This window comes from Alloacidobacterium dinghuense (genome assembly GCF_014274465.1).
In the GTDB taxonomy this organism is placed as follows: Bacteria; Acidobacteriota; Terriglobia; order Terriglobales; family Acidobacteriaceae; genus Alloacidobacterium; species Alloacidobacterium dinghuense.
Genome location: NZ_CP060394.1, coordinates 4546674 through 4565844 on the forward strand (window position 1 = coordinate 4546674; position 19171 = coordinate 4565844).

At 54.3% G+C, this 19171-nt stretch carries 13 protein-coding genes; 1 reads left to right on the forward strand and 12 read right to left on the reverse strand.

What is annotated here, in order from left to right; translation table 11 throughout:
* Positions 1 to 3 precede the first annotated feature (3 nt).
* From H7849_RS18780 to H7849_RS18815, 8 genes are all read right to left on the reverse strand, one after another.
* A complete protein-coding gene (locus H7849_RS18780) occupies positions 4 to 330 on the reverse strand; it encodes a c-type cytochrome (protein ID WP_186741526.1) in 327 nt (108 codons plus the stop codon).
* A 49-nt stretch (positions 331 to 379) separates the two neighbouring features.
* Positions 380 to 2581: a hypothetical protein gene (locus H7849_RS18785; RefSeq protein WP_186741528.1), complete on the reverse strand. Its 2202-nt coding sequence runs from the start codon at positions 2579 to 2581 to the stop codon at positions 380 to 382.
* Between the two features lie 13 nt (positions 2582 to 2594).
* On the reverse strand, positions 2595 to 3524 hold the full coding sequence (locus H7849_RS18790) for a DmsE family decaheme c-type cytochrome (protein WP_251106351.1): 930 nt from the start codon (positions 3522 to 3524) through the stop codon (positions 2595 to 2597).
* 331 nt (positions 3525 to 3855) lie between these two features.
* Complete coding sequence (locus H7849_RS18795) at positions 3856 to 4413, reverse strand: DUF4136 domain-containing protein (RefSeq protein ID WP_186741530.1); 558 nt, start codon at positions 4411 to 4413, stop codon at positions 3856 to 3858.
* 319 nt (positions 4414 to 4732) lie between these two features.
* Positions 4733 to 5380, reverse strand: a complete 648-nt coding sequence (locus tag H7849_RS18800) for a response regulator (protein ID WP_186741532.1) — start codon at positions 5378 to 5380, stop codon at positions 4733 to 4735.
* Between the two features lie 99 nt (positions 5381 to 5479).
* Positions 5480 to 5899: a response regulator gene (locus tag H7849_RS18805; protein ID WP_186741534.1), complete on the reverse strand. Its 420-nt coding sequence runs from the start codon at positions 5897 to 5899 to the stop codon at positions 5480 to 5482.
* Between the two features lie 144 nt (positions 5900 to 6043).
* Positions 6044 to 6694 carry a response regulator gene (locus H7849_RS18810; RefSeq protein WP_186741536.1) on the reverse strand — a complete coding sequence of 217 codons (651 nt, stop codon included), beginning with the start codon at positions 6692 to 6694 and terminating at the stop codon, positions 6044 to 6046.
* Positions 6695 to 6740: 46 nt separating this feature from the next.
* On the reverse strand, positions 6741 to 10115 hold the full coding sequence (locus H7849_RS18815) for a sensor histidine kinase (RefSeq protein ID WP_186741538.1): 3375 nt from the start codon (positions 10113 to 10115) through the stop codon (positions 6741 to 6743).
* A gap of 315 nt (positions 10116 to 10430) precedes the next feature.
* Here H7849_RS18815 and H7849_RS18820 point away from each other — a divergent pair, with 315 nt between their 5' ends.
* Positions 10431 to 13874 carry a TonB-dependent receptor gene (locus tag H7849_RS18820; RefSeq protein WP_186741540.1) on the forward strand — a complete coding sequence of 1148 codons (3444 nt, stop codon included), beginning with the start codon at positions 10431 to 10433 and terminating at the stop codon, positions 13872 to 13874.
* A 128-nt stretch (positions 13875 to 14002) separates the two neighbouring features.
* On the opposite strand, the gene H7849_RS18825 is transcribed toward H7849_RS18820, so the two are convergent.
* The 4 genes from H7849_RS18825 to H7849_RS18840 form a co-directional block, all read right to left on the reverse strand.
* On the reverse strand, positions 14003 to 15178 hold the full coding sequence (locus H7849_RS18825; protein ID WP_222439682.1) for an acetyltransferase domain-containing protein: 1176 nt from the start codon (positions 15176 to 15178) through the stop codon (positions 14003 to 14005).
* Positions 15179 to 15223: 45 nt separating this feature from the next.
* Positions 15224 to 16306 (reverse strand): type II asparaginase, encoded by a 1083-nt coding sequence (locus tag H7849_RS18830; RefSeq protein ID WP_186741542.1) that lies wholly within the window; start codon positions 16304 to 16306, stop codon positions 15224 to 15226.
* A gap of 63 nt (positions 16307 to 16369) precedes the next feature.
* Positions 16370 to 17383: a DUF2950 domain-containing protein gene (locus H7849_RS18835; protein ID WP_186741544.1), complete on the reverse strand. Its 1014-nt coding sequence runs from the start codon at positions 17381 to 17383 to the stop codon at positions 16370 to 16372.
* Between the two features lie 22 nt (positions 17384 to 17405).
* Positions 17406 to 18896, reverse strand: a complete 1491-nt coding sequence (locus H7849_RS18840) for a DUF3300 domain-containing protein (RefSeq protein WP_186741546.1) — start codon at positions 18894 to 18896, stop codon at positions 17406 to 17408.
* Positions 18897 to 19171: the final 275 nt, after the last annotated feature.

Sequence of the window (19171 nt, forward strand, 5' to 3'; positions counted from 1 at the left end):
GCTCTATTTCTTTTGCAATGTACGAATGTAAGCGACAACATCTTTTATTTGGTCGTCCGAAAGTTTGCTTGCGTACGCGGGCATCTTGCCTTTCCCATTTTTTGTGTCCGCGATTAGATCTGCATCCGAAGCACTCACAATATCCGGCGCACTGAAGGACACTACCTTCATCGATTTGCCCGCTGGAGTATTTCCAGCACCGTCAGCTCCATGGCAACTTTGGCATTTGGCTTTATAAGTATCCGCACCAGATTTCTGAGCAAAGCTTAAAGTGCTTACAGCAAGCAGGCTTGCCACGCAGACGCGAGTAACGTATTTCAGCATAGTCATTCGTTCCTCCAAGTTAACGGTTGATAATCATAGCGCAGGCTAAGACATCCTAAAAGGCATAGTTGACTCCGAGAGTGTATACATTTCCTCGAAAGCTTCGCGGTAGCGTTGGGCCAATGGGTGTACCTTCGCCGTAACTGTAATAGTTGTAATCTGCTTTCCAAGTCCAGTTCGGCGCCATTTGTATGTACACTCCCGCGTAGGGCGATTGAAACTGCGACTGTAGTGAGCCTGGCACCTGACGGATATTGATCATTTCGGATGTGCCATCCACGTCGCTCATGCGATACCCCGCGTTTATATGTACTCGTTTAACCGGCGAGAAAGTGAAACCAATCGAACCAAACTGCATTGGCGCATTGTAGTAACCATTGGTCTGGTATGGCGCGCCGGCTGCAGTGCAGACTGGCGGCGCGGTGGTGGCCCCGGGAGGGGGCGGCGTAGAAGGGAAGCACTCGATTGTGGTCGAGTACACGCTGTCATAGGCATAACTCAAGTTCAGCGACCATTTCTCACTTGGAGCGATTGTTGCGCCGAACGAGAAATCGCGATTGTGTTCGAGGTGGTTCACAGTCTCTACGTTGTTGCGTGCCTCATAGATGTTCACGGCCCCGGACACCGTAAGCCATGGGCGCGGCTGATAGGTAGCGCGCGCTCTATAGTGCTGCAGTTGACGAGGGCTGATGCGAGTGAACGCATTGTCAGCGTACATGCCATCGAAATTGAAATTGATTCGCAACTCAGGAGTGGGCCTCAGAGCGGCGCCAAAGAGTCCCCAGCTTTCATGGATGGGGATGAAGTCTCCTGCAGAGTCGGTAATGATTCGGCTTCGATACCGATAGCCAACTGAAATGCGGGCTTTAGGCGTCACGTCCCATGCCGTGACAAATGTGTTGGCTTTCGTTTTCTGATTAAGCGCCTGATAGTCCGTCGATGTCGCCGTCGTAGCAGCTCCCGGAGGCTGCAGCAGCGATGTTCCGTTATAGCTTGTTGTTGAGAAGCTGTTGATACCTGGTATACGGAAATACCAGAAGTCATAAACATCAGAAGCTGAAAGTTTAGGTGTGATCTGCCATACAGCAGCGATATCCCCGTTGACATTCACACGCTGTACGCGGGCATTCCCAGTCTCGACCGATTGACGCAGTGAAGGCGTATCCAAGCCGTTGAAAAATTCATTGTAGTTAACGAGAGTACTGTTTGAACCGTTGTAGAGCAGACGCCCATTTAATGTGAAGTTATGAATCGCTGAGGTCTGGAATCGCGCCTGCTCAGTTGGGTAAAGAGTTCGCGTGGGTGCGAAACGAGTGTAGGCAAGAAACCCCTGGCATGCCGGATTCACTGTTCCATCAGGATTGAATGGGCTGGAGCAGGGAGAGCCCCATACTGAAGATAGATTGACCCCAAGACTGACAGGCGTGCCGTTCGAGAGAGTGTAATTTAAGCCGCTAAGCCGCCAGCTCGTGTCCCCTTTGTAATGAGTAATGAACTGGTCGTAGCTGAAAGTTGTCTTTGGGTCCGGCTTCCAGTCGACTCCTCCAGTCCAATTATCAGTAGAATTGCGCCAATTTTGGGAAAGCAGCGCATCCGTCCCGAGATGAATCGTGCTATAGGATGGCCCCTGGTTGATGTTGTGGTTGTAACCAAAGCGTACGCTCACCTTGGACAAGGGAGCCAGAGTCAGGTTGAGATCAGTCATCTGACGCAGTGTGTTGTAGAGGTGCGGTGAGAAAAGAGCGGGAACGAATGGATTCGACTCAGGCGGAATCAGGGGATTGGCAAGCAGATCGTAATCAAAATATTGACGATAACGCCGGTAGCTTCCACGAAAGTCATATATGCGCCCCTTCGACACATTTAGATATGTGACGTTAATAGGATCGCCGCCATAGCCAAAGCTGCTGGTTGAAAGCTGATCAAAGAAGATCGCATGCGCCGGATCTACGGCGTGCATCGTAAGTGATTGGTCAAGAACGCGCGCACCGGACGCAAGATTGACCAGAGTGGCGTAGGCGGGGTCGCTGCCAGAGTGTTCCACAATTCGACCACCGAGATCGACCGACTGGTGTACCACATAACCGTGATAAATCTTTTGGCTTGGCGTCGGTTGTTGTTGAGGCTCTTGTGGGGCTGCCGGGGCTGTTTGAGCGTCCTGGGTGCACGCGGCGCTGACAATGGCCATGCAGAAAATAATGACAAAAGCAGCTCGTCGTAATTTCACCGGGGCCGGGATGAATGAGTAATTGCTCATCGTGGGGCCGCTCTCACCTAAAGTACACACTGTCGGCGTTCGAGCCGTGAATCTGCACATGGCAAACCGTGCAGGCCGGATACTGTTTCGCCTGGTTATGAAACGACGGAATGCCAGGCGCGTTAAAGTTCATCGATGCTGAATGACATTGCAGACATAGAGAATTCACATTATTGCGCGTAAGCAGACGAGGATTCGGGGATCCGTGCGGGGAGTGGCAAAACGTACAGCCATCCGTCCTGATCGGCTGATGCTCGTAGACGAACGGACCTGCCGTCTCGGTGTGACATTTTACACAGACCGCATCGCCCGCGACGCTGCTGTGTAGGCCCTTGTCCTTGAAGCTGCCATGTGGGTTGTGGCAATCGCTGCAATCTATCAACCCTTCATCCACCTTGTGATGAAATGGCTGCGAAAAAGCGGGCTTTACATCAGTGTGGCAGGTATAGCAAAGCTTCGGCTGCGAGACCTTGAGAAGGCTGACATCGTTTTCAAATTTGTGAATGCTGTGGCAGCTCGTGCAACTTACGCCTGCATCGCCATGTGCGGAGCGCTCGAAGTTAGGATGCGCCGCGGCGTGGCATTCCAGACACTTTTCATCCGTTGCCTTCGGCGTCATTGTGCTGAACCGGAGGATCTTTTCTATATCGCCGCCTCCCTCCACATGCTCTCTGCCAGGCCCGTGGCAGCTTTCGCACGTCACTCCTTTGCCGCCGTGCAGCATTGCGAGCCGGGAGTGAGGATTCTCCGCGAATTTCTTGCCAATGTCTTCATGGCAAGTCTCGCAGGTTTCTGAGCCAACAAAGTCAGCCGGGTCGGGTATGTTGGCCTTCTTATGCGGGCTGGTCTGCTGGTTATCTGCTCCTGCAGCGCTCACACGCACAACTTCCCAGAAGCAGAACAGCGATACGACGAGCGCCACAGAAAAGAACATTCGTCTCATCTGTCTCTCCAGAAAGGAGGTTTAGCGACGACTCAGCCTGCTTGTTCAGGCAGCCTGGTGCGAGCAAACTTACGAGAACTCCGAAAGGATAGCGAGTGTTCCATTATTTGTTTGTGCCCGTCACACCTGCAAAGGGTGTCGCGACAAGCCAGACCATCGTTGCGGTAAAGCGCCATTCGTTCTTTCGATAGCCGGGTCGCTGTTTGATCCGACAACTTCGTCAGCGTGAATGATTTGAAAATATAGAGTTGCCGATGGGAAATGTCGCCTGTTAAATCTGACAGAGGTCCAATACTTAACCACCAAATCAACGCCCAGCGGATTCAGACGATTACTTTGCCTTAGGCGGATAATTCTTCATAAGCTTTGCTACTGCCTTCTGAAGATTCTTCTGACGTTTGTCTGGCTTCGCTTTCGGATCTAAGGTCTTGCTCGCGACGCCTCGCCAGACTAAGTCGTGGTGCGCCGAATCATACATATCCAAACCCAACTGTCCGGTATAGATGGTTGAGGTTTGCCCGGTGGTCATTCCGCCTCCGCCGCCATACCAGCCACCACGGTACCACCCTGGGCCGTAACCCCAACCGGAGTTATACGACGTGAACTGCTTCTCTGATCCGATTGCGGTTTGATATCCCACAAACAAGTCGGCGTTGTCTCCGTCTACCTTACTCAGGCCTTTAGTCGCCAACGCGGCATCAAATGCTTCCTTGACCTGTTTGTCGGTAAGATCGTCTACCGGCGTGGCATCCTTGATGGCCACCCACTTGTAGGTTTTGAACTTAGAGAAGTCGGTGTCTTTGTCGAAGTTATAGCGAACATCCTGGCCGAAAACATTGCCTGAAATCATGAGTATCGCGAATATCCAGACAAACCGCAGTTTCTTCATGTGCTCTCTCCTCAGCTACCGAGTTGCCGTTCCCTTTCAACGACACGAAAGTGTCAGCCTTCGGAACTCGCGCTTTTCGATTCTTCGCTGATGCTAGGCGGTCGAATCCGTAATGGGAACTGTCAGTCTTGACAGAGATAGGAGGTCCACGGTTTACAAATTGTAATCGGCATCGCCAACCCCGAAGCGCTTCAATTCAGACAGTCTTGGAGTTCGATCGTGGAAGAGAACGAATAGCTAATGCCAGAATCGAATTCAGATCGAGTGAAGCGAGTCGTTGGGTTCCCAACCTTGGCGACAGGTCGAGCCAAGCGAGCATCTATGGAGCAACTATGTGGTTTCTCACCGCATATCGAACAAGTTCGGCGTTACTCTTGACGCAAAGGGCCTCCATGATCCGATACTTGTGAAACGCAACGGTCCGGGTCGTCATATTTAAGATTACACTAACTTCCTTCATTACTTTGCCTTCGGCGATCAACTGCAGAACTTCCCGTTGTCGCTCTGTAAGCTTGTCTCCTTCCTCGACCATTTTCTTAGGCTGCCGACGGAGGTAGGCGACATCGTCCCTGGAAAGTGACGCTGACAGATACGACCTGCCCTGTAGAACCGCGCGAACAGCTGCCACCATCTCTGAGGCTGCGCAGGTCTTGAGCAAATAGCCCGAGGCGCCGCGGCGAAAGGCTTCTGCCGCGATCTCTGTATCAGGATTCATGGTGAGGTAAATCACCTTGACGGCGCGCAATTCTTGTTTGACCTGACAGGCAGCATCGATTCCATTGAGAACCGGCATCGTGACATCAACCACGATCACATCAGGCTTTAAGATGGCTGCAGCCCGAACAAGTGCGCGACCGTCTCCCACCGTGCCGACCACTTCAAACTCCTTTTCGAGCAGCGTTTTGCAGAGGTCCGCTATCAGCGTGTGATCGTCAGCTATCAGAATGCGGGGACGGATTCCTTGCATGGGGAGTCTCCTTTGCTGGTTTTTTACGATCAGGGCGCGGGCGCGTCAACTAGCAAAACTCCTAGGCATAAAGGCAACGGAGTTCCCCTATATATCGACCTAACCGGGGTCGGTTTGCCGCCTCGCGCGAGGCAGAAAAGATGAGATAAAGTGATGGCCTGAAATAGCATCGCGTATCGCCGGGATAAGATCTGTTCTGAGCCGTGATTTCGTGACGTAACCCAATGCTCCTTCATCGAAGCACGCGGTCACAAACGATGACTGTTCGTGCACCGTCAAGAAAACAAGCCTCGGCGTCAGCCCGGCCTCATGGATCTTATGGGCGGCCTCAATTCCATTGAGTATTGGCATCGTGATGTCCAGCACAATCACGTCCGGTTGAAGCCGCTGCGCTTCTCTAATCAGATCTCTTCCGTTGTTGACTGTCCCGACTACTTCAAAGCCCGGCTGTAACAAGGACAACACGGTCTCAAGCATGACATCATGGTCGTCGGCGACAAGTATCCTCGGCCGGTCCAAGGGCAACCTACCTCTCACATACAGCAGCGGTCCGAACCCTTCCGCGGGATCACAAATTGAAAAAGCAACCCGAGCTCTAACTTAATTGAGGCGCTCAGTTGATCCAACTGCAAAAACTGACAGTCTTGAATAGGCTCGGAGTCATTAGGAAATCAGGTGGTGTTTGAGGGCAAATAGGACCAATTCCGCATTGTTCTTCAGATTGAACGATGCCATGATGCGATATTTGTGGAACATGATCGCCTTTTCGCTGACGTTGAGAATCTGCGCCACTTCCTTCATAGGACGACCTTCAGCCAGCAACTGCAACACTTCCTTCTGGCGCGGGGTTAGGTCTTGCGACACTTGCCGTGCCCGCAACCCTTGTACTGCCCAATTTTCCGACCGGAGTCTAGGCGTTACATATGCATTGCCTTGAAGCACTTCAGAGACTGCGTGCAACAATTCGGATGACAATGAATGCTTGAGAACGTACCCGACTTTCCCCAGGTTCAGAGCTGCAGCGGCCAGGTTGGGATCGTCCTTCATCGTGAGGAAAACGAACTTCACCTTAGGAAGGAAATGCTTCAGTTGTTCAGCTGCATCGAGACCATTCAGCACAGGCATGCTGATGTCCAGTACGATGAGGTCGGGTTCCAGCTTAGGAGCCTCCACCAGTAATTCTCGGCCATCCCGCACAATTCCAATAACGTCACAGCTCTTCTGCAATATCGAACATAGACCCTCGGCCACGACTGCGTGGTCGTCAGCAATGAGGACCCGCGGCAGTCTGTTAGTGTGGCTGAGATGTTTCATTGAATTCTCCCGTATTGAAGAGCTCGCGTTGGTGACTAACAACCAGCTAGGCGGATGCCTTAAACGGGGCCCACGCGTCAATGCTGGTTCCCTCCAGGGGTTGTGAGCGAACCTCCAGTTGACCTCCAATAAAGTGCAAGCGCTCTTCCATGCTTCGAATTCCGATGCCATCTCGCGCTGAACGCCTGGCGGGATTGAATCCTCTTCCTTGATCGGAAACTGACAAGTGCAGTTTTCCATCTACAAAGTCAAGGTGAACCCTGGCACTGCTGGCGCCGCTGTGACGTTTGACGTTTCGCAGGCCCTCCTGTGCTATGCGAAAAAGACAAAGCGAAACATCCGCCGGAATTGCCCGTGGAACATTCTCATGGGTGAACTCGACCTGTATTTCCTGTAGGTCTTCAAACTCTTCGCAAAATGCTCTCACTCCCGCGACAAGTCCAAGAGTCTCCAAAGTGGAGGAATGCAAGCGATGAGACAACGAGTGCAGATCGACGCCGAGCTCACTGACAGAATTCCAAAGTTCGTGGAGCCGCGGACCTGCCTCAGCAACAGAATCCCCAATACTCTGAGCCATGTCTTCCAGTTCATTCGCCAGCATCGCCAGTCGCTGGTTGTAGTCATCATGGATCTCACGAGCAATCCGGCGGCATTCTTCCTCCTGGGCTTCAATCAGACGACCGCTCAAGCTCGCGAGCGTTTCTTCTGCCATCTTGCGCTCGGTTATATCGATGCATGAGCCGATATATCCCGCAAAAGACCCGTCCGGGTTGAATCTCGGTACGCCAAGGTCAAATACCCAACGGTATTCGCCGTCATTGCGACGGAGTCGATATTGCATTTTGAAAGACTCGTGCCGGTCAAATGCATTTGTGTAAGTATCCAGGCAGGCACTCAGATCTTCGGGATGGACATCATCTGCCCACCCGTTGCCAAGCTCCGCTTCAATCGGTCGGCCGGTGAACTCAAGCCAGGGCTGATTGAAATAGGTGCACAGCTTATCGGGACCAGACATCCAAATCAGCACCGGCGCAGTATTGGCAACCAGACGGAAGCGCTCCTCGCTCTCGCGTATCGCTTGCTCCGCGCGGCGACGTTCGGTGATATCCCGGATGATAACGGTAAATAGCTTTTTGCCAGCGGTTCCTACCTGTGAAACGGATGCCTCAATAGGAAATTCCTCGCCGGTAACCCGCAAACCCCACAGTGCGCCAAGCGTGCCCATAATGCGGTTAGACGTGCCAGTCTGATCGAAATGAGCCGCGCGAAAGTGATGCGGAATGAACTGCTCCAGGGACGTCCCAATCGCTTCCTCTGCACGGCAACCGAATATCTTCTCAGCGGCAGCATTGAAGAGCACGATGCGCTGTTCGCTGTCGACGGCAATGATCGCATCCATTGCCGAAGCAATGACACCCGCTAACATCTCTTCACTGGTGCGCAGTTTCTCTTGGATCTGTCTGCGCTCCGTGATGTCCGCAACTACTGAAAGCATGGACGTTTCGTTATCAACCTCAATCAGTTCTGCCGAGCCCAGGCCCCATTTCGTCGTGCCATCTCTGCACCGAAACTGGAATTCATAATTCCGAATTGCGCCTTCGGACAGTAGTCGTTTTGAGATCTCCAGTCTCTTGAAGGGGTCGTCCCACACGTTAATGTCGAACGGAGTCCTTCCGATCACCTCGTCTTTGTGCCAACCGGTGAGGTGTTCGAAAGTTTCGTTGACATCGAGGTAGCGGTGATCTTTCATGCTGGTCAGCGTGAGGGCCATAGGACTCTCTCGAAACGCTGTAGAAAATTTCTCCTCAGACTTCTTCAGAGCCTCTTCAGCCAGTTTGCGCTCAGTAATGTCCACCGTCATGCCAAGCATTCGCTCGGCCTCTCCGTTCTTCGCGTAATAGAATCTTCCCCTGGCTCCGATCCAGCGTATGGTCTCGTCATTTCGAATCACGCGGAATTCCGCAAAGTACGGATTCTGGTTCTGTCTTGAGTCGTCGAGCGTGTTCCAGACGAGTTCTCGATCCTCCGGATGCACGTGGCGGCGAAAATCGTCAATATTCCCCGAATGGGCGTATGACGGAATTCCGTAGATAGTGTGAAGGTCGCCGAACCGACGAACCCGTCCGCTCTTGATATCCCATTCCCATCCCGAGGACTTACCAGCTTCGACCGCAAGTCGAAGCCGGTCGTGGGCAACCGCAAGTTCGCTTTCCACCCGTCGTCGTCTCGCGCGCTGCCAAAGCAGTCCCAGAATCAGCAGTGTCTCAAGGAGGATCAGAAAAATAACGCCAAGAATGTACCGCTGATAGGTTTCCCAAATGGTTGGCTGTCGATTGAGCACCATACTGCCAGGCGGAAGGGTGCTTTCTTTGAGACCAAAGCGTTGCATGGCGCGCCAATCGAACATGTAGATATTGGGGCTCTTTACAACAGGGATGTTTGCCGGCTTCTCCCCCTTGAGCACTCTCACAGCCATCTCAGCGGCAGTTCGCCCTTCAGCTGCAAGGCTTAGAACATAGCCACCTGTCGATCCTCTACCCACATCGACGTCATCTACTACAAATACGGGAGCATTGGCTGCACCGGCAATCATTGGAACCGACTGGGTCGCATCAATGAAGCGCGTTCCCGCGGCATCCTGCGTGATTGCTGTGTGATAAACGATCGTATTGGTTGGCAAGTGCTTCAACCGCTCGATCAGCGTCGGCATGTCCAGGTCGGTAAGGTAGGTAATGTCGAGCTTTGATTCGTAACCTTGAAAGCTCTTCTTTGCGACGGATTCGAGGTCTCGCTCATACAGTCCCACACCGCCTACCACTACCAGGTGCTTGGTGGATGGTAGTAAGCGGAGTGCGGCAATCAGCGTCTTCTCAGGCTGTGCGACTCCCCATGTGCCAGTAAAGTCAGAATCGAGCTTTAATCCACCAAGCATCTCTTCCGTACTTCCACAGAAGATGATCGGGATGCCTGGGAAAGCTTCCTCGTGGGACTCAACCATGAAGTTGAGGGGACTCGGCCCGACGGTAATGATTACGTCGGGCTTGCGATCACTATACCTGCGGATAAACCACTCTCGGAAGTCGCGCTGGGAAGCTTCATCCGGAAACAAAGCCGACTCCATCTCCTCATGATAGAGTTCGATCTGGTAAGGAGCTTTCTCGAGACCGGCAACAATCGCTTGATCAATTAGCGCGACGCCAGGGGATGAAAGAGGTCCGAAGACATTCAGAATAAGGACACGCCGGACTTCCTTCGCAGCGCCCGCCGATGGCGGTTGCAGCAGGAGAAAAGCTGCGACAGCTGCAATCAGAATCAGGACGCGCGTGTCCGGAATCGGGTATCTGCCTCGTTTGCATTTCTTGAGGGGATGCCGATCAGAGAACCAATAGTGGCATGTACGTTGCTCCATCGGAGCTGACAAGAGAAGCCTCCATGGACTTCTTACAAAAAGGTCTCAAACACCTTCTCCACAAATTCCGGGCCGACTGAACTATCTCTACGCCGAATATGCATTCCCGTGCTGGCTTTTGGAAAACTAGCAATACCATTGTCGGTTCGGATACTATCAGATGCCCCATTTTTCTTGCAGTCAGATCTTTGAAAGATTAGTTCATCCGACAAATGGTCAACAGGAAGGCTGAAGCCTCTGTGCGTCTCCGTGCAAGGACGGTCGCTGATGAGCAATGGTTTTCATTGGTCATGTCATAGGCCACGTTGGGGTTGGGTACCTCTTCTTGTGGCTTTGACGACAATTTTGTTGATTCCGTGCCGCGCAAATAGCCAGACATCTTCAACCGGAGCATTATCGGGACTGGCGCTTGATCCAACCGGGGCCCTTTTGCCAGATGTGGTCATCCGACTTGCCAACAAGGATACCGCCACGACCAGGTCTGCTACCTCTGATAAGGAAGGGCGCTTCAGTTTTCTTCTGCTTCCACCGGGCGAGTATGAGTTACAGGCCACGAGACCGGGGTCAGTCTCTCTTCTCGGCAACGCAACGGTATACATAAACGTAACGGAAACACTTCGACTCGAACTCCGTCTCCGCATAGCGACCGTGGTAAACAGCATAAGCGTGTCGGAAGAGTCCCAGATGGTCCAGACCGATAATTACTCTCTGGGCAGAGTTGCCAATGAGACAGCAGTGATCGGTCTTCCGCTTGTGACCAGGAATTTCGCTCAAATCGCCAGCCTCTCGCCGGGAGTCATGACCGGAGTCCATAACGCAGGAGAACTCGGGTTGGGGGGAACTGCTTTGTCGCAGATAGCCAGCTCCAACGATGGGCTTTTCGTCCACGGAGCACGCTCCTATGACAATAACTTCCTGATGGACGGGATTAGCGTCAGCGACGTACAGGGCAGCGCGGCCGGAAGCGGAGGAATTCCGATTCCAAACCCCGACAGCATACAGGAATTCAAAGTCCAGACAGGACTCTACGACGCAGGCTACGGGCGCTATGGCGGCGCCAACGTCAGCTTGATCACAAAGACGGGCGGCAACGCTTTCCATGGTGCGCTCTTCGAGTTCTTCCGCAATGAGGCGCTCGACGCAAACGATTACTTTCTGAACCAGACAGGCCAACGACGGCCGGTACTCAAGCAGAACCAGTTTGGGTTCACGCTGGGCGGCCCGATCAAGAGAGACCAGTTTCTATTCTTTGGCTCCTATCAAGGGACGCGCCAGGTGAACGGCGTTGCCGCAGGACAGTCGAGGACTGCATGTTCTGCCAGCCTGAGCGAACCGCCTCTCACCGATGACCGCACACCAGCCAAGTTGGGAAGACTGTTTGGCGGCATGAGCGGAGAGGAGGGTGGCACTGCAATCAACCCTGACGGTTCGAACATTAATCCTGTGGCCATAGCCCTCTTGAATCTAAGACTATCTGACGGAAGCTTCCTCATCCCGACGCCACAAACCGTGGATCCGGCAAAGCCGCTCGTCCGGCAGGGATTCTCGGCTTTCACGGATCCTTGCCATTTCAACGAGGACCAGTATTTGACGAATGTTGACTACCTCCCTCGGCAGAACAACCGAATCTCGGCCCGGTTCTTCCACGCAAATGATGATGAGACCGTCACGTTTCCGGGTAATGGCCTCAATCCTTCGGGCAACATCCGTGGCTTTCCGAGTCCCAGTGACTCAGGCTTTACTGATTTCTCTCTTGCCCATACCTACACCTTCCGCAATTCATCACTCAATCAGGCACGGATAGGCTATGTCCGCACGCGAACCAGCACCGAAGCCACAGCCCCGTTCAAGTGGTCTGACGTCGGGGTTGCCGAAGGAGAGATGAGCAACAACAACGAACTCCCCAGCCTACAAATTCTCGGCTCTGTCAGTATCGCTTCAGGTTTTCCACGAACCATCACGCAGAATAGTTTCGTAGCCGATGATGATCTCAGCATCGTCCACGGTCCCCACGCGTTGCAATTCGGAGGATCCGTCACGCGGTTGCAGGACAATATCAATCTCGTGGGACTCGGATCGTTCATGCGGTTTCTAAGCTGGCCGGATTTTCTGCTTGGTCTCAGCGCCAGCGGCAACGGTACCGATTTCAGCAATGTTTTCGCCTCATTCGATGACTTCGGTCTGACGACTCGGGAGTACAGAGTGTGGGAGGGGACAGGATTCGTGCAGGACGACTATAGAATTCTCAAGTCACTCTCACTGAATGCCGGCTTGCGTTACGAGCATCTCGGCCAATTTGGAGACGAGCTTGGCAGAAACTCTAGTTTCGACATCCGCAACGCTGATCCCAATCCACCAGCCACCGGGAGCGTGGCCGGCTACATTGTGGCTTCTAACTTTCCTGGAACTCCACCTCCAGGAGTGCAGCGCGCACATAACACTTTCGCGAATGAAGCAGCGGGACAAAACACAATTGCTCCACGGATCGGGTTTGCCTGGCAGTTCTCGCCCGACTCAAACACGGCACTCAGAGGCGGGTACGGAATATATTATTCGCGGCCCACCGGTCAGGCCTTTTATCAGAACGTTCTCGGCGCTCCGTTCTCAGTCTTTCGCTTAAATGCCGGAGAGGCGAACGCAGACGCGACCTTTCAAGTTCCTTTCGCGCAACCATTCCCCACACCTGATTCCTTCCCGATGTTTCCCGCGTACTCACCCACAAGCACTACGACGATATACGCCGTGGCGCCCGGCTTCCGCCCCGCAATCATTCAGCAATATTCATTAAATGTCCAGACCGAGTTGCATGAGGGTTGGCTATCGGAAATTGGCTACGTTGGCACTCGCGGCACTCATCTGATGCGTCAACGTTCCCTGAACCAGGCGTTGCAGGCCTCTGCCGGCAATCCCATACGGGGAGTAACCACGAACACGATTGCAAATATCTTATTGCGAGTTCCCATTCCAGGAGTGCCTCCTGACTCACTTCAGGAAATGGAGTCTGAGGGCAGTTCCTGGTACAACGGCTTAGAGGCGAGCCTGACCAGACGACTGAACCATGGCCTTCAATTCCTCGCTTCCTACACCTTCTCTAAAACACTGGATACGGACGGCGCCGACATCAATTCAACGTCAAGCGGAAACGCACTGACGCTGGGAGATCAGAACTCGCCCCAACAGCGCTGGGGACGCGCGAGTTTTGATCGCACGCATCGGTTCGTTTTCAGCACCACGTGGACCCTGCCAAAACCGCCTGCTCACGCACTGGGCAGTTTCCTCCGAAACTGGTCTCTGTCCGCAATAGCAACCATACAATCCGGTAACGCCCTGACCATTGCCGAAACAAATTCTTCCAATGTCTTTGGAATTAGCGAGGACCGTGCGCAACTGAGCGCCACATGCTCGTCAGGCAATCTGGTACGCCAAGGGCCGGTGGAGTCGAAGCTGAACAACTATTTCAACAGCTCCTGTTTTACGAGCCCGCCCGCCATAGGATCAGACGGCATAGGAACAGCGTTTGGAAACAGCGCGACTGGTATCATAGGCGGGCCTGCACAAGCAAATCTGGATCTGGCATTCTCAAAAGCGGTGATCTTTAATTGGCCGCGCGAGAATACTACCCTTCTCTTTCGGACTGAGTTCTACAACGCCCTGAACCATCCGCAGTTTTCGAATCCCGACACCAATTTCACATCGGCTACTTTCGGCGTCGTTAGTAGCACGGCTGTCAATCCGCGAGTCGCACAACTGGCGTTGAAGCTTGTGTTTTAGAGAAGCCCCGTACTAAAGAGGTCATTTCATGAGGGCATGGGGAGGCGTCCAACACGCCCGTCGGGACATCTTCAGATAGTCATCACGCTCGGCCACAGCTCCGAAAAGCCGATCGAAATAGACTGCGGCTACAGGTACTTCAAAATCGATTGAGGATGTGCTGCCTTGACCGTGCGATACCAGCGGCATGCTGGATAGAGTAGAACAAGCATCACCGCAGAAACACCATAGGTCGCGCCTAAACCGTAGACGTCCCGGAGGCCGAAATAGGTTGCTGGGACTTCGAATGCGAGACGGTGGACGATGTAAAAGAACATGGCGGTCTGTCCGAAGACATAGAACATGCCGTTCTGGCGGACGCCGATGCGCAGTTCGAGTGTCCTGAGCACCGCGAGGCAAAGGAATAGAATGCCAAGCTCCAGGGCATAATATGTGAGAGACGGTGGATACTTACTGACGTGCAGCCACTGCTGCCACGAGTCGTCTGCGCGGTGCAGAAACATGTCGCCGTATCCGCGCATGCCTCGGGCAACCGCGAAGAGAATCAGGCTGACAGCCCCGCAAGCCCACAAAACATTTCTTCCGGAGACCTTGCTTTGGCTGGCGGCGAAGCGGATGAGGTGGCGGCCGAAAACCCATCCGAGGACCGAGATCGCCAGCCATGGAATCACCGGATACTTGATGACCAGCATGCTGCTTGCGTAGTTTGCCACTGTCAATGCCGCTGGTACGGAAGAGTTCCCGGGGGGCACCCAGAACCAGCCGGTCAGGATCTCTCCGAGGAACATCCAGCCGATAGCTAGCAAGAGCATGGCCCAGGTGGGCAGGCGCCGAAGCGGTACCATGCAGATCATCGAAACACCGATGGCAAACAACACGCCGAAATTCCAATAGCCGGAGCCCAGGGAGATGATCGTCAAATCGAGAAGCGCAATAATCGCGCCGCGCGTCAGCATGCTCTTGTCAATTTCCCATGCGTTGACGCCTTTGACGACGCGACGTTCTACGCTCAGAGCCAAAGAAGTTCCCATGAGGAACACGAATGTAGGCGCGCAAAGGTGCGTTATCCAGCGAGTGAAAAATTCTGCGCCTGGAAGAGCCATCGTGCCCGCATCGGCATACATGGCAGAGTCGTGATCCAGGTGGTGGGCGTCGAAAGCCATGGAAGCGTGGTCGACGATCATGAGTACCATGACGAAGCCGCGCATCCAGTCAATGGAGGCAACACGTTGTGACATCCGATTGCTTGTTATTTGATCGCCGGCCTTCTCAATCGGAGCTCGAACGGTATCCCTGGAGCTCATGTTTTGCCTCCCTGCTTTCCCGCGAGAAGTGCACGTTTTTGCGGCTTAGTAGCTGTAAAACAAGTTCTGAATTTCAGCGGTGGAGCGGGGTTTGAGCAGCGCCAGCGCCAGCAGGATTCTGGACTTTTGCGGATTGAGCTCGTCAGAAGCGACAAAGTTCATTTCGTCGTCGTTTACTTCGACATTCCGTCCAATGCTTCCTGTTGCGACGCGGCTGCTTCTAACGACTACCACTCCGGCCTTAACGGCTCGCTCTGCGGCATCTAACGATGCCTTGTTCATGTTTCCATTTCCAACGCCGGCGATAACGATGCCCTTGGCGCCGTTTTTTACGGAGGCGTCGATCAGGTCGGCAGGCATATCCGCATAGCCGTAAACAATATCCACCCGAGGCAACTGGTTAACATCGGTGATATCAAATTCGCTTCCCGTGGTGTGCTTCCATGGGGGCGAGTTAAAGAAGTCATTCTTGCCATAGGCGCAAACTCCAACCAGACCACGCAGGGGAGACATGAAGGTTTGAACAGCGGTTGTGCTCGTCTTCGTAAGAGAGTGTGCCGCGTGAATCCAATCATTCATGACGACGAGGACTCCTCGTCCGGCAGCTTTTGAGTCGGCTGCAACGCCGACAGCGTTGAACAGGTTCAAAGGCCCATCCGCACTGACCGCGGTCGAGGGTCGCATTGAGCCCACGAGCACGACTGGCTTATCGCTCTTTACCACCAGATTGAGGAAATAGGCGGTCTCTTCCATGGTGTCGGTGCCGTGGGTGACAACAATTCCATCGACATCTCTCTGTGCCAACAAGATATTGATTCGCTTCGCAAGTGTGAGCATGATGGCAAGCGTCATGTCTTGCGATCCGACGTTCGCAATCTGCTCGCCCCTGATGTTAGCGAGATCCCTGATTCCGGGGACGGCAGCAAGCATCGCATCGATGGTTACCGCACCGGAAGTGTAAGACGCCTGCGTGCTCGTGGACGCAGCCCCGGCGATCGTTCCTCCGGTCGCCAGGATCACAATATTTGGAAGCGGCCTCGAAGGATTCGCTTGAGCTGAGGAGGGATGGGAACTCTCGAGGGTAACAGCAACCAGAAGCAGGAATAATGCTTTGCACTTCTGTGTCATGCGGGATCTCCCTCGTAGCTCTTCTAAGAGAATGGCGATGGCGGGTTGTCTTTCAATTCTCTTCTAGTCGTCCTCATCTGGAACTGGGGTCCAGGATTTGTCTGGGTTGAACAGTTCCATTTTCTTGAATTGATCGAAAGTGCCGACCCCGAAATCCTTCTCGTAGACAACACCGTCATTGCTGACGATGAAGGTTTTCACTCCAGTCACACGGTATTCGGCCGGCGCAGCGACGAGCGCAAAGCCTCCGATCATGACGCCTTGCACCACGTAGTCCATCTGTCCCATCGGAGCAGCAGGGCCCTGTCCTTTGAGGACCTTGAAGAAATAGCCATGGTAGGGTTCTGCGCGGTTGGAGTAGCCCTGTTCGATCACGTTTGCAATCTTTTCCCCGATGGGGCCGCTCCATGTGCCATCTGCGTTTTGCCAGGCCAGTCCGTCCTGCTTGCCGGGCGTGCTGATGATTCGCTGCGCGTACTGGTTTACGTTGTAACCTTCGCGTGGCTCTAGTGCGTATGATTCCTGCGCTTCCACGTAACCATGGCAGATTTGAATAGCGTCAAGTTCATTGGCTCCGATGCGACGATATAACAGCTCCTGTTTGCCGGCAGCGCTGTCAAAGTGCCATTTATTGCCTGTCTTTACCATCGGAACCGGGAAGGGCCATTCTTCATTACCCACAATGAGGAATGCGCGGTTCCCGGTCTTCGGGTCAATGGAGACAGTCTTCTTTTCGTGCGCCTCGGCGGCGAAGTCAGCGGCGCGCTGGCGGTCCTGCACAATTTCTCCGGTAAGTACGATATCGTCGCCGTCAGGATCGAAGATCTGAATGAGTGTAGATTCGTCCCACTGCTCCGCCGCGCTAATCAACGCGTCAGCAGCTTGTTGCGGTGAGTCGAAAGTCTTTGCACCTGCAGCAGGCGCTGCTGTCGGTGTGGCGGCAGCGGCCGGAGGAGCTTCCTTCGCCTCAGGTTGCTGAGCGGTAAGGAGAGCGGGAACGGACAAGCATGCCATCGCAATTGCGCTCACAGCCCAGGCAAGTCCGAGGAGATTCTTGTTGGCAGATATTGATTTCATCTCATTGCTCCTTTTCTCAGTCCTACCTGCGCCCACCGCCGCCTCTTCGCCCACCGCCACCGCCGCGCGATCCCATACTCGATGAACCGCGGCTGCTGTTGGCGCGTGCGCTCGCTCCGTTGAATCCGCCGGAACCGCCACCGAAGGCATCACGTCCGCCGCCTCCGCCGCCGCGCGAGATATCCCTGCTTCCTACACGATCTCCTCCACCGCCAGCACGATTACTGACGCCCGCCCCTCCCGCAGCACGATTGCTAACCCCGGCGCCTCCACTGCGGTTCCCGCCGCCTAAACCGTTTGCGCGATTACTGGTCAGATTTCCGCCCTGCCTTCCAATCTGTTGTCTTGCTCCAGCCTGACGGTTGGCGAGTGAGTCCCCGCGAGCCTGACCGCCAAACCGGTCAGCCGTAGCTCGATCCCGGTATGGAGCGCCGCCCCGGTGTTGCGGGTTGTGCTGCCAACTGTCGCCGCGACCACCGGACGGGAGTTGCGACGGACGGTTGCCTGCACCACCAACACCGCCCACACCACCGACGCCGCCGGCACCGCCAATACCTCCAGCGCCGCCCACACCACCGGCACCGCCAACACCTCCAGCGCCACCAGCGCCGCCGCGAGAAGGCAATTGCGACGGGCGGTTGCCGCCGTTCACCCGATTGCCACCATTGATGTTCGTGTTGCGGTTGAAATTGCTATTGCGATTGATGGTGATGTCGTTGTTGCCTCCCCAGCCGCAGCCCCAGCCCCAGCCGCCGCCGCCCCAGAACGCACCCATCGCAACACCCACGCCAAAAGAGATCGCCATTCCCGCCGCGTAGTATCCCGGAGGCGGATAGTACACAGGAGGATATGGGTACACTGGCGGCCCATACACAACGGTGGGGTTGTAGGAGGGTACATACACGACTTGAGGATTGGCCTGTTCTACTACGATTACGCTTTTGCTTTCAATGACCTTGGTTTCTACCTTCTGCTGCTCGTTCGATTTCAGATTGCCCTTGTCCTGAGCCTTCTTACGCATCCGCTGCACGGCATCCATCACATCGCTCTGCTGCGCCAGAAAAGCGTTGCCGAGATCGGTCGCCCACTGGATGTCGTCTGCTAGCCGCTTCACCACGTCGGGGAGTCCGGCTAAAGCCTGGACGCTGGGATCCCACGATTGTTTCGCGACGGCGTCGGCGAGCGCTTTGTCCTTCAGCCCCGGGTTCTTCGTGAGCCACTGCTGGAGTTGAATGATCTCCAGCGGATACGTAGACGCGGCAAGGACCTGAGCCAGCATCGGGTCGGGATAAAGCGCAATGGGCGCCACGAGAGAATCCAGTTGGTCCGGCGGAATCTTCGCAGCCTGTTGCTGCGGCGCAGACGCTTGGTTCTGCGATGCAGACGTCTGGTTTTGCGACAAGGACGCATGCTCGATATCTGCCAGTGAGTCTCCCGGCACGAGCATGACTGCGCAGACTGCAACCAGAAAACGTCGAATTGCTGTGCCGAATATCCTTGGTTTCAGGTTCATGGCTATCTTCCTTCCGCCTTCCTGGGGAATCGCGACCGACCGATCCCCTCCTGTAGCAAATGCTCCAGACTGTAGGGCGCATCCCGCAGAGTGATCTGGTGATCTTGGCGAAAGAAAACGCTGCATGAAGACTAGAGTTTTCCGCTACCCGGCTCTAATTCGGAGCATGCCGCGTATCGTCTCTCAATCGGACGCCATCCCACTTTGCGTCCGAATTCTAGATCGCGCTGCTTTCCCTGCGCACCTGTCTAAATAAACAGATGTGTTTTCTCAGC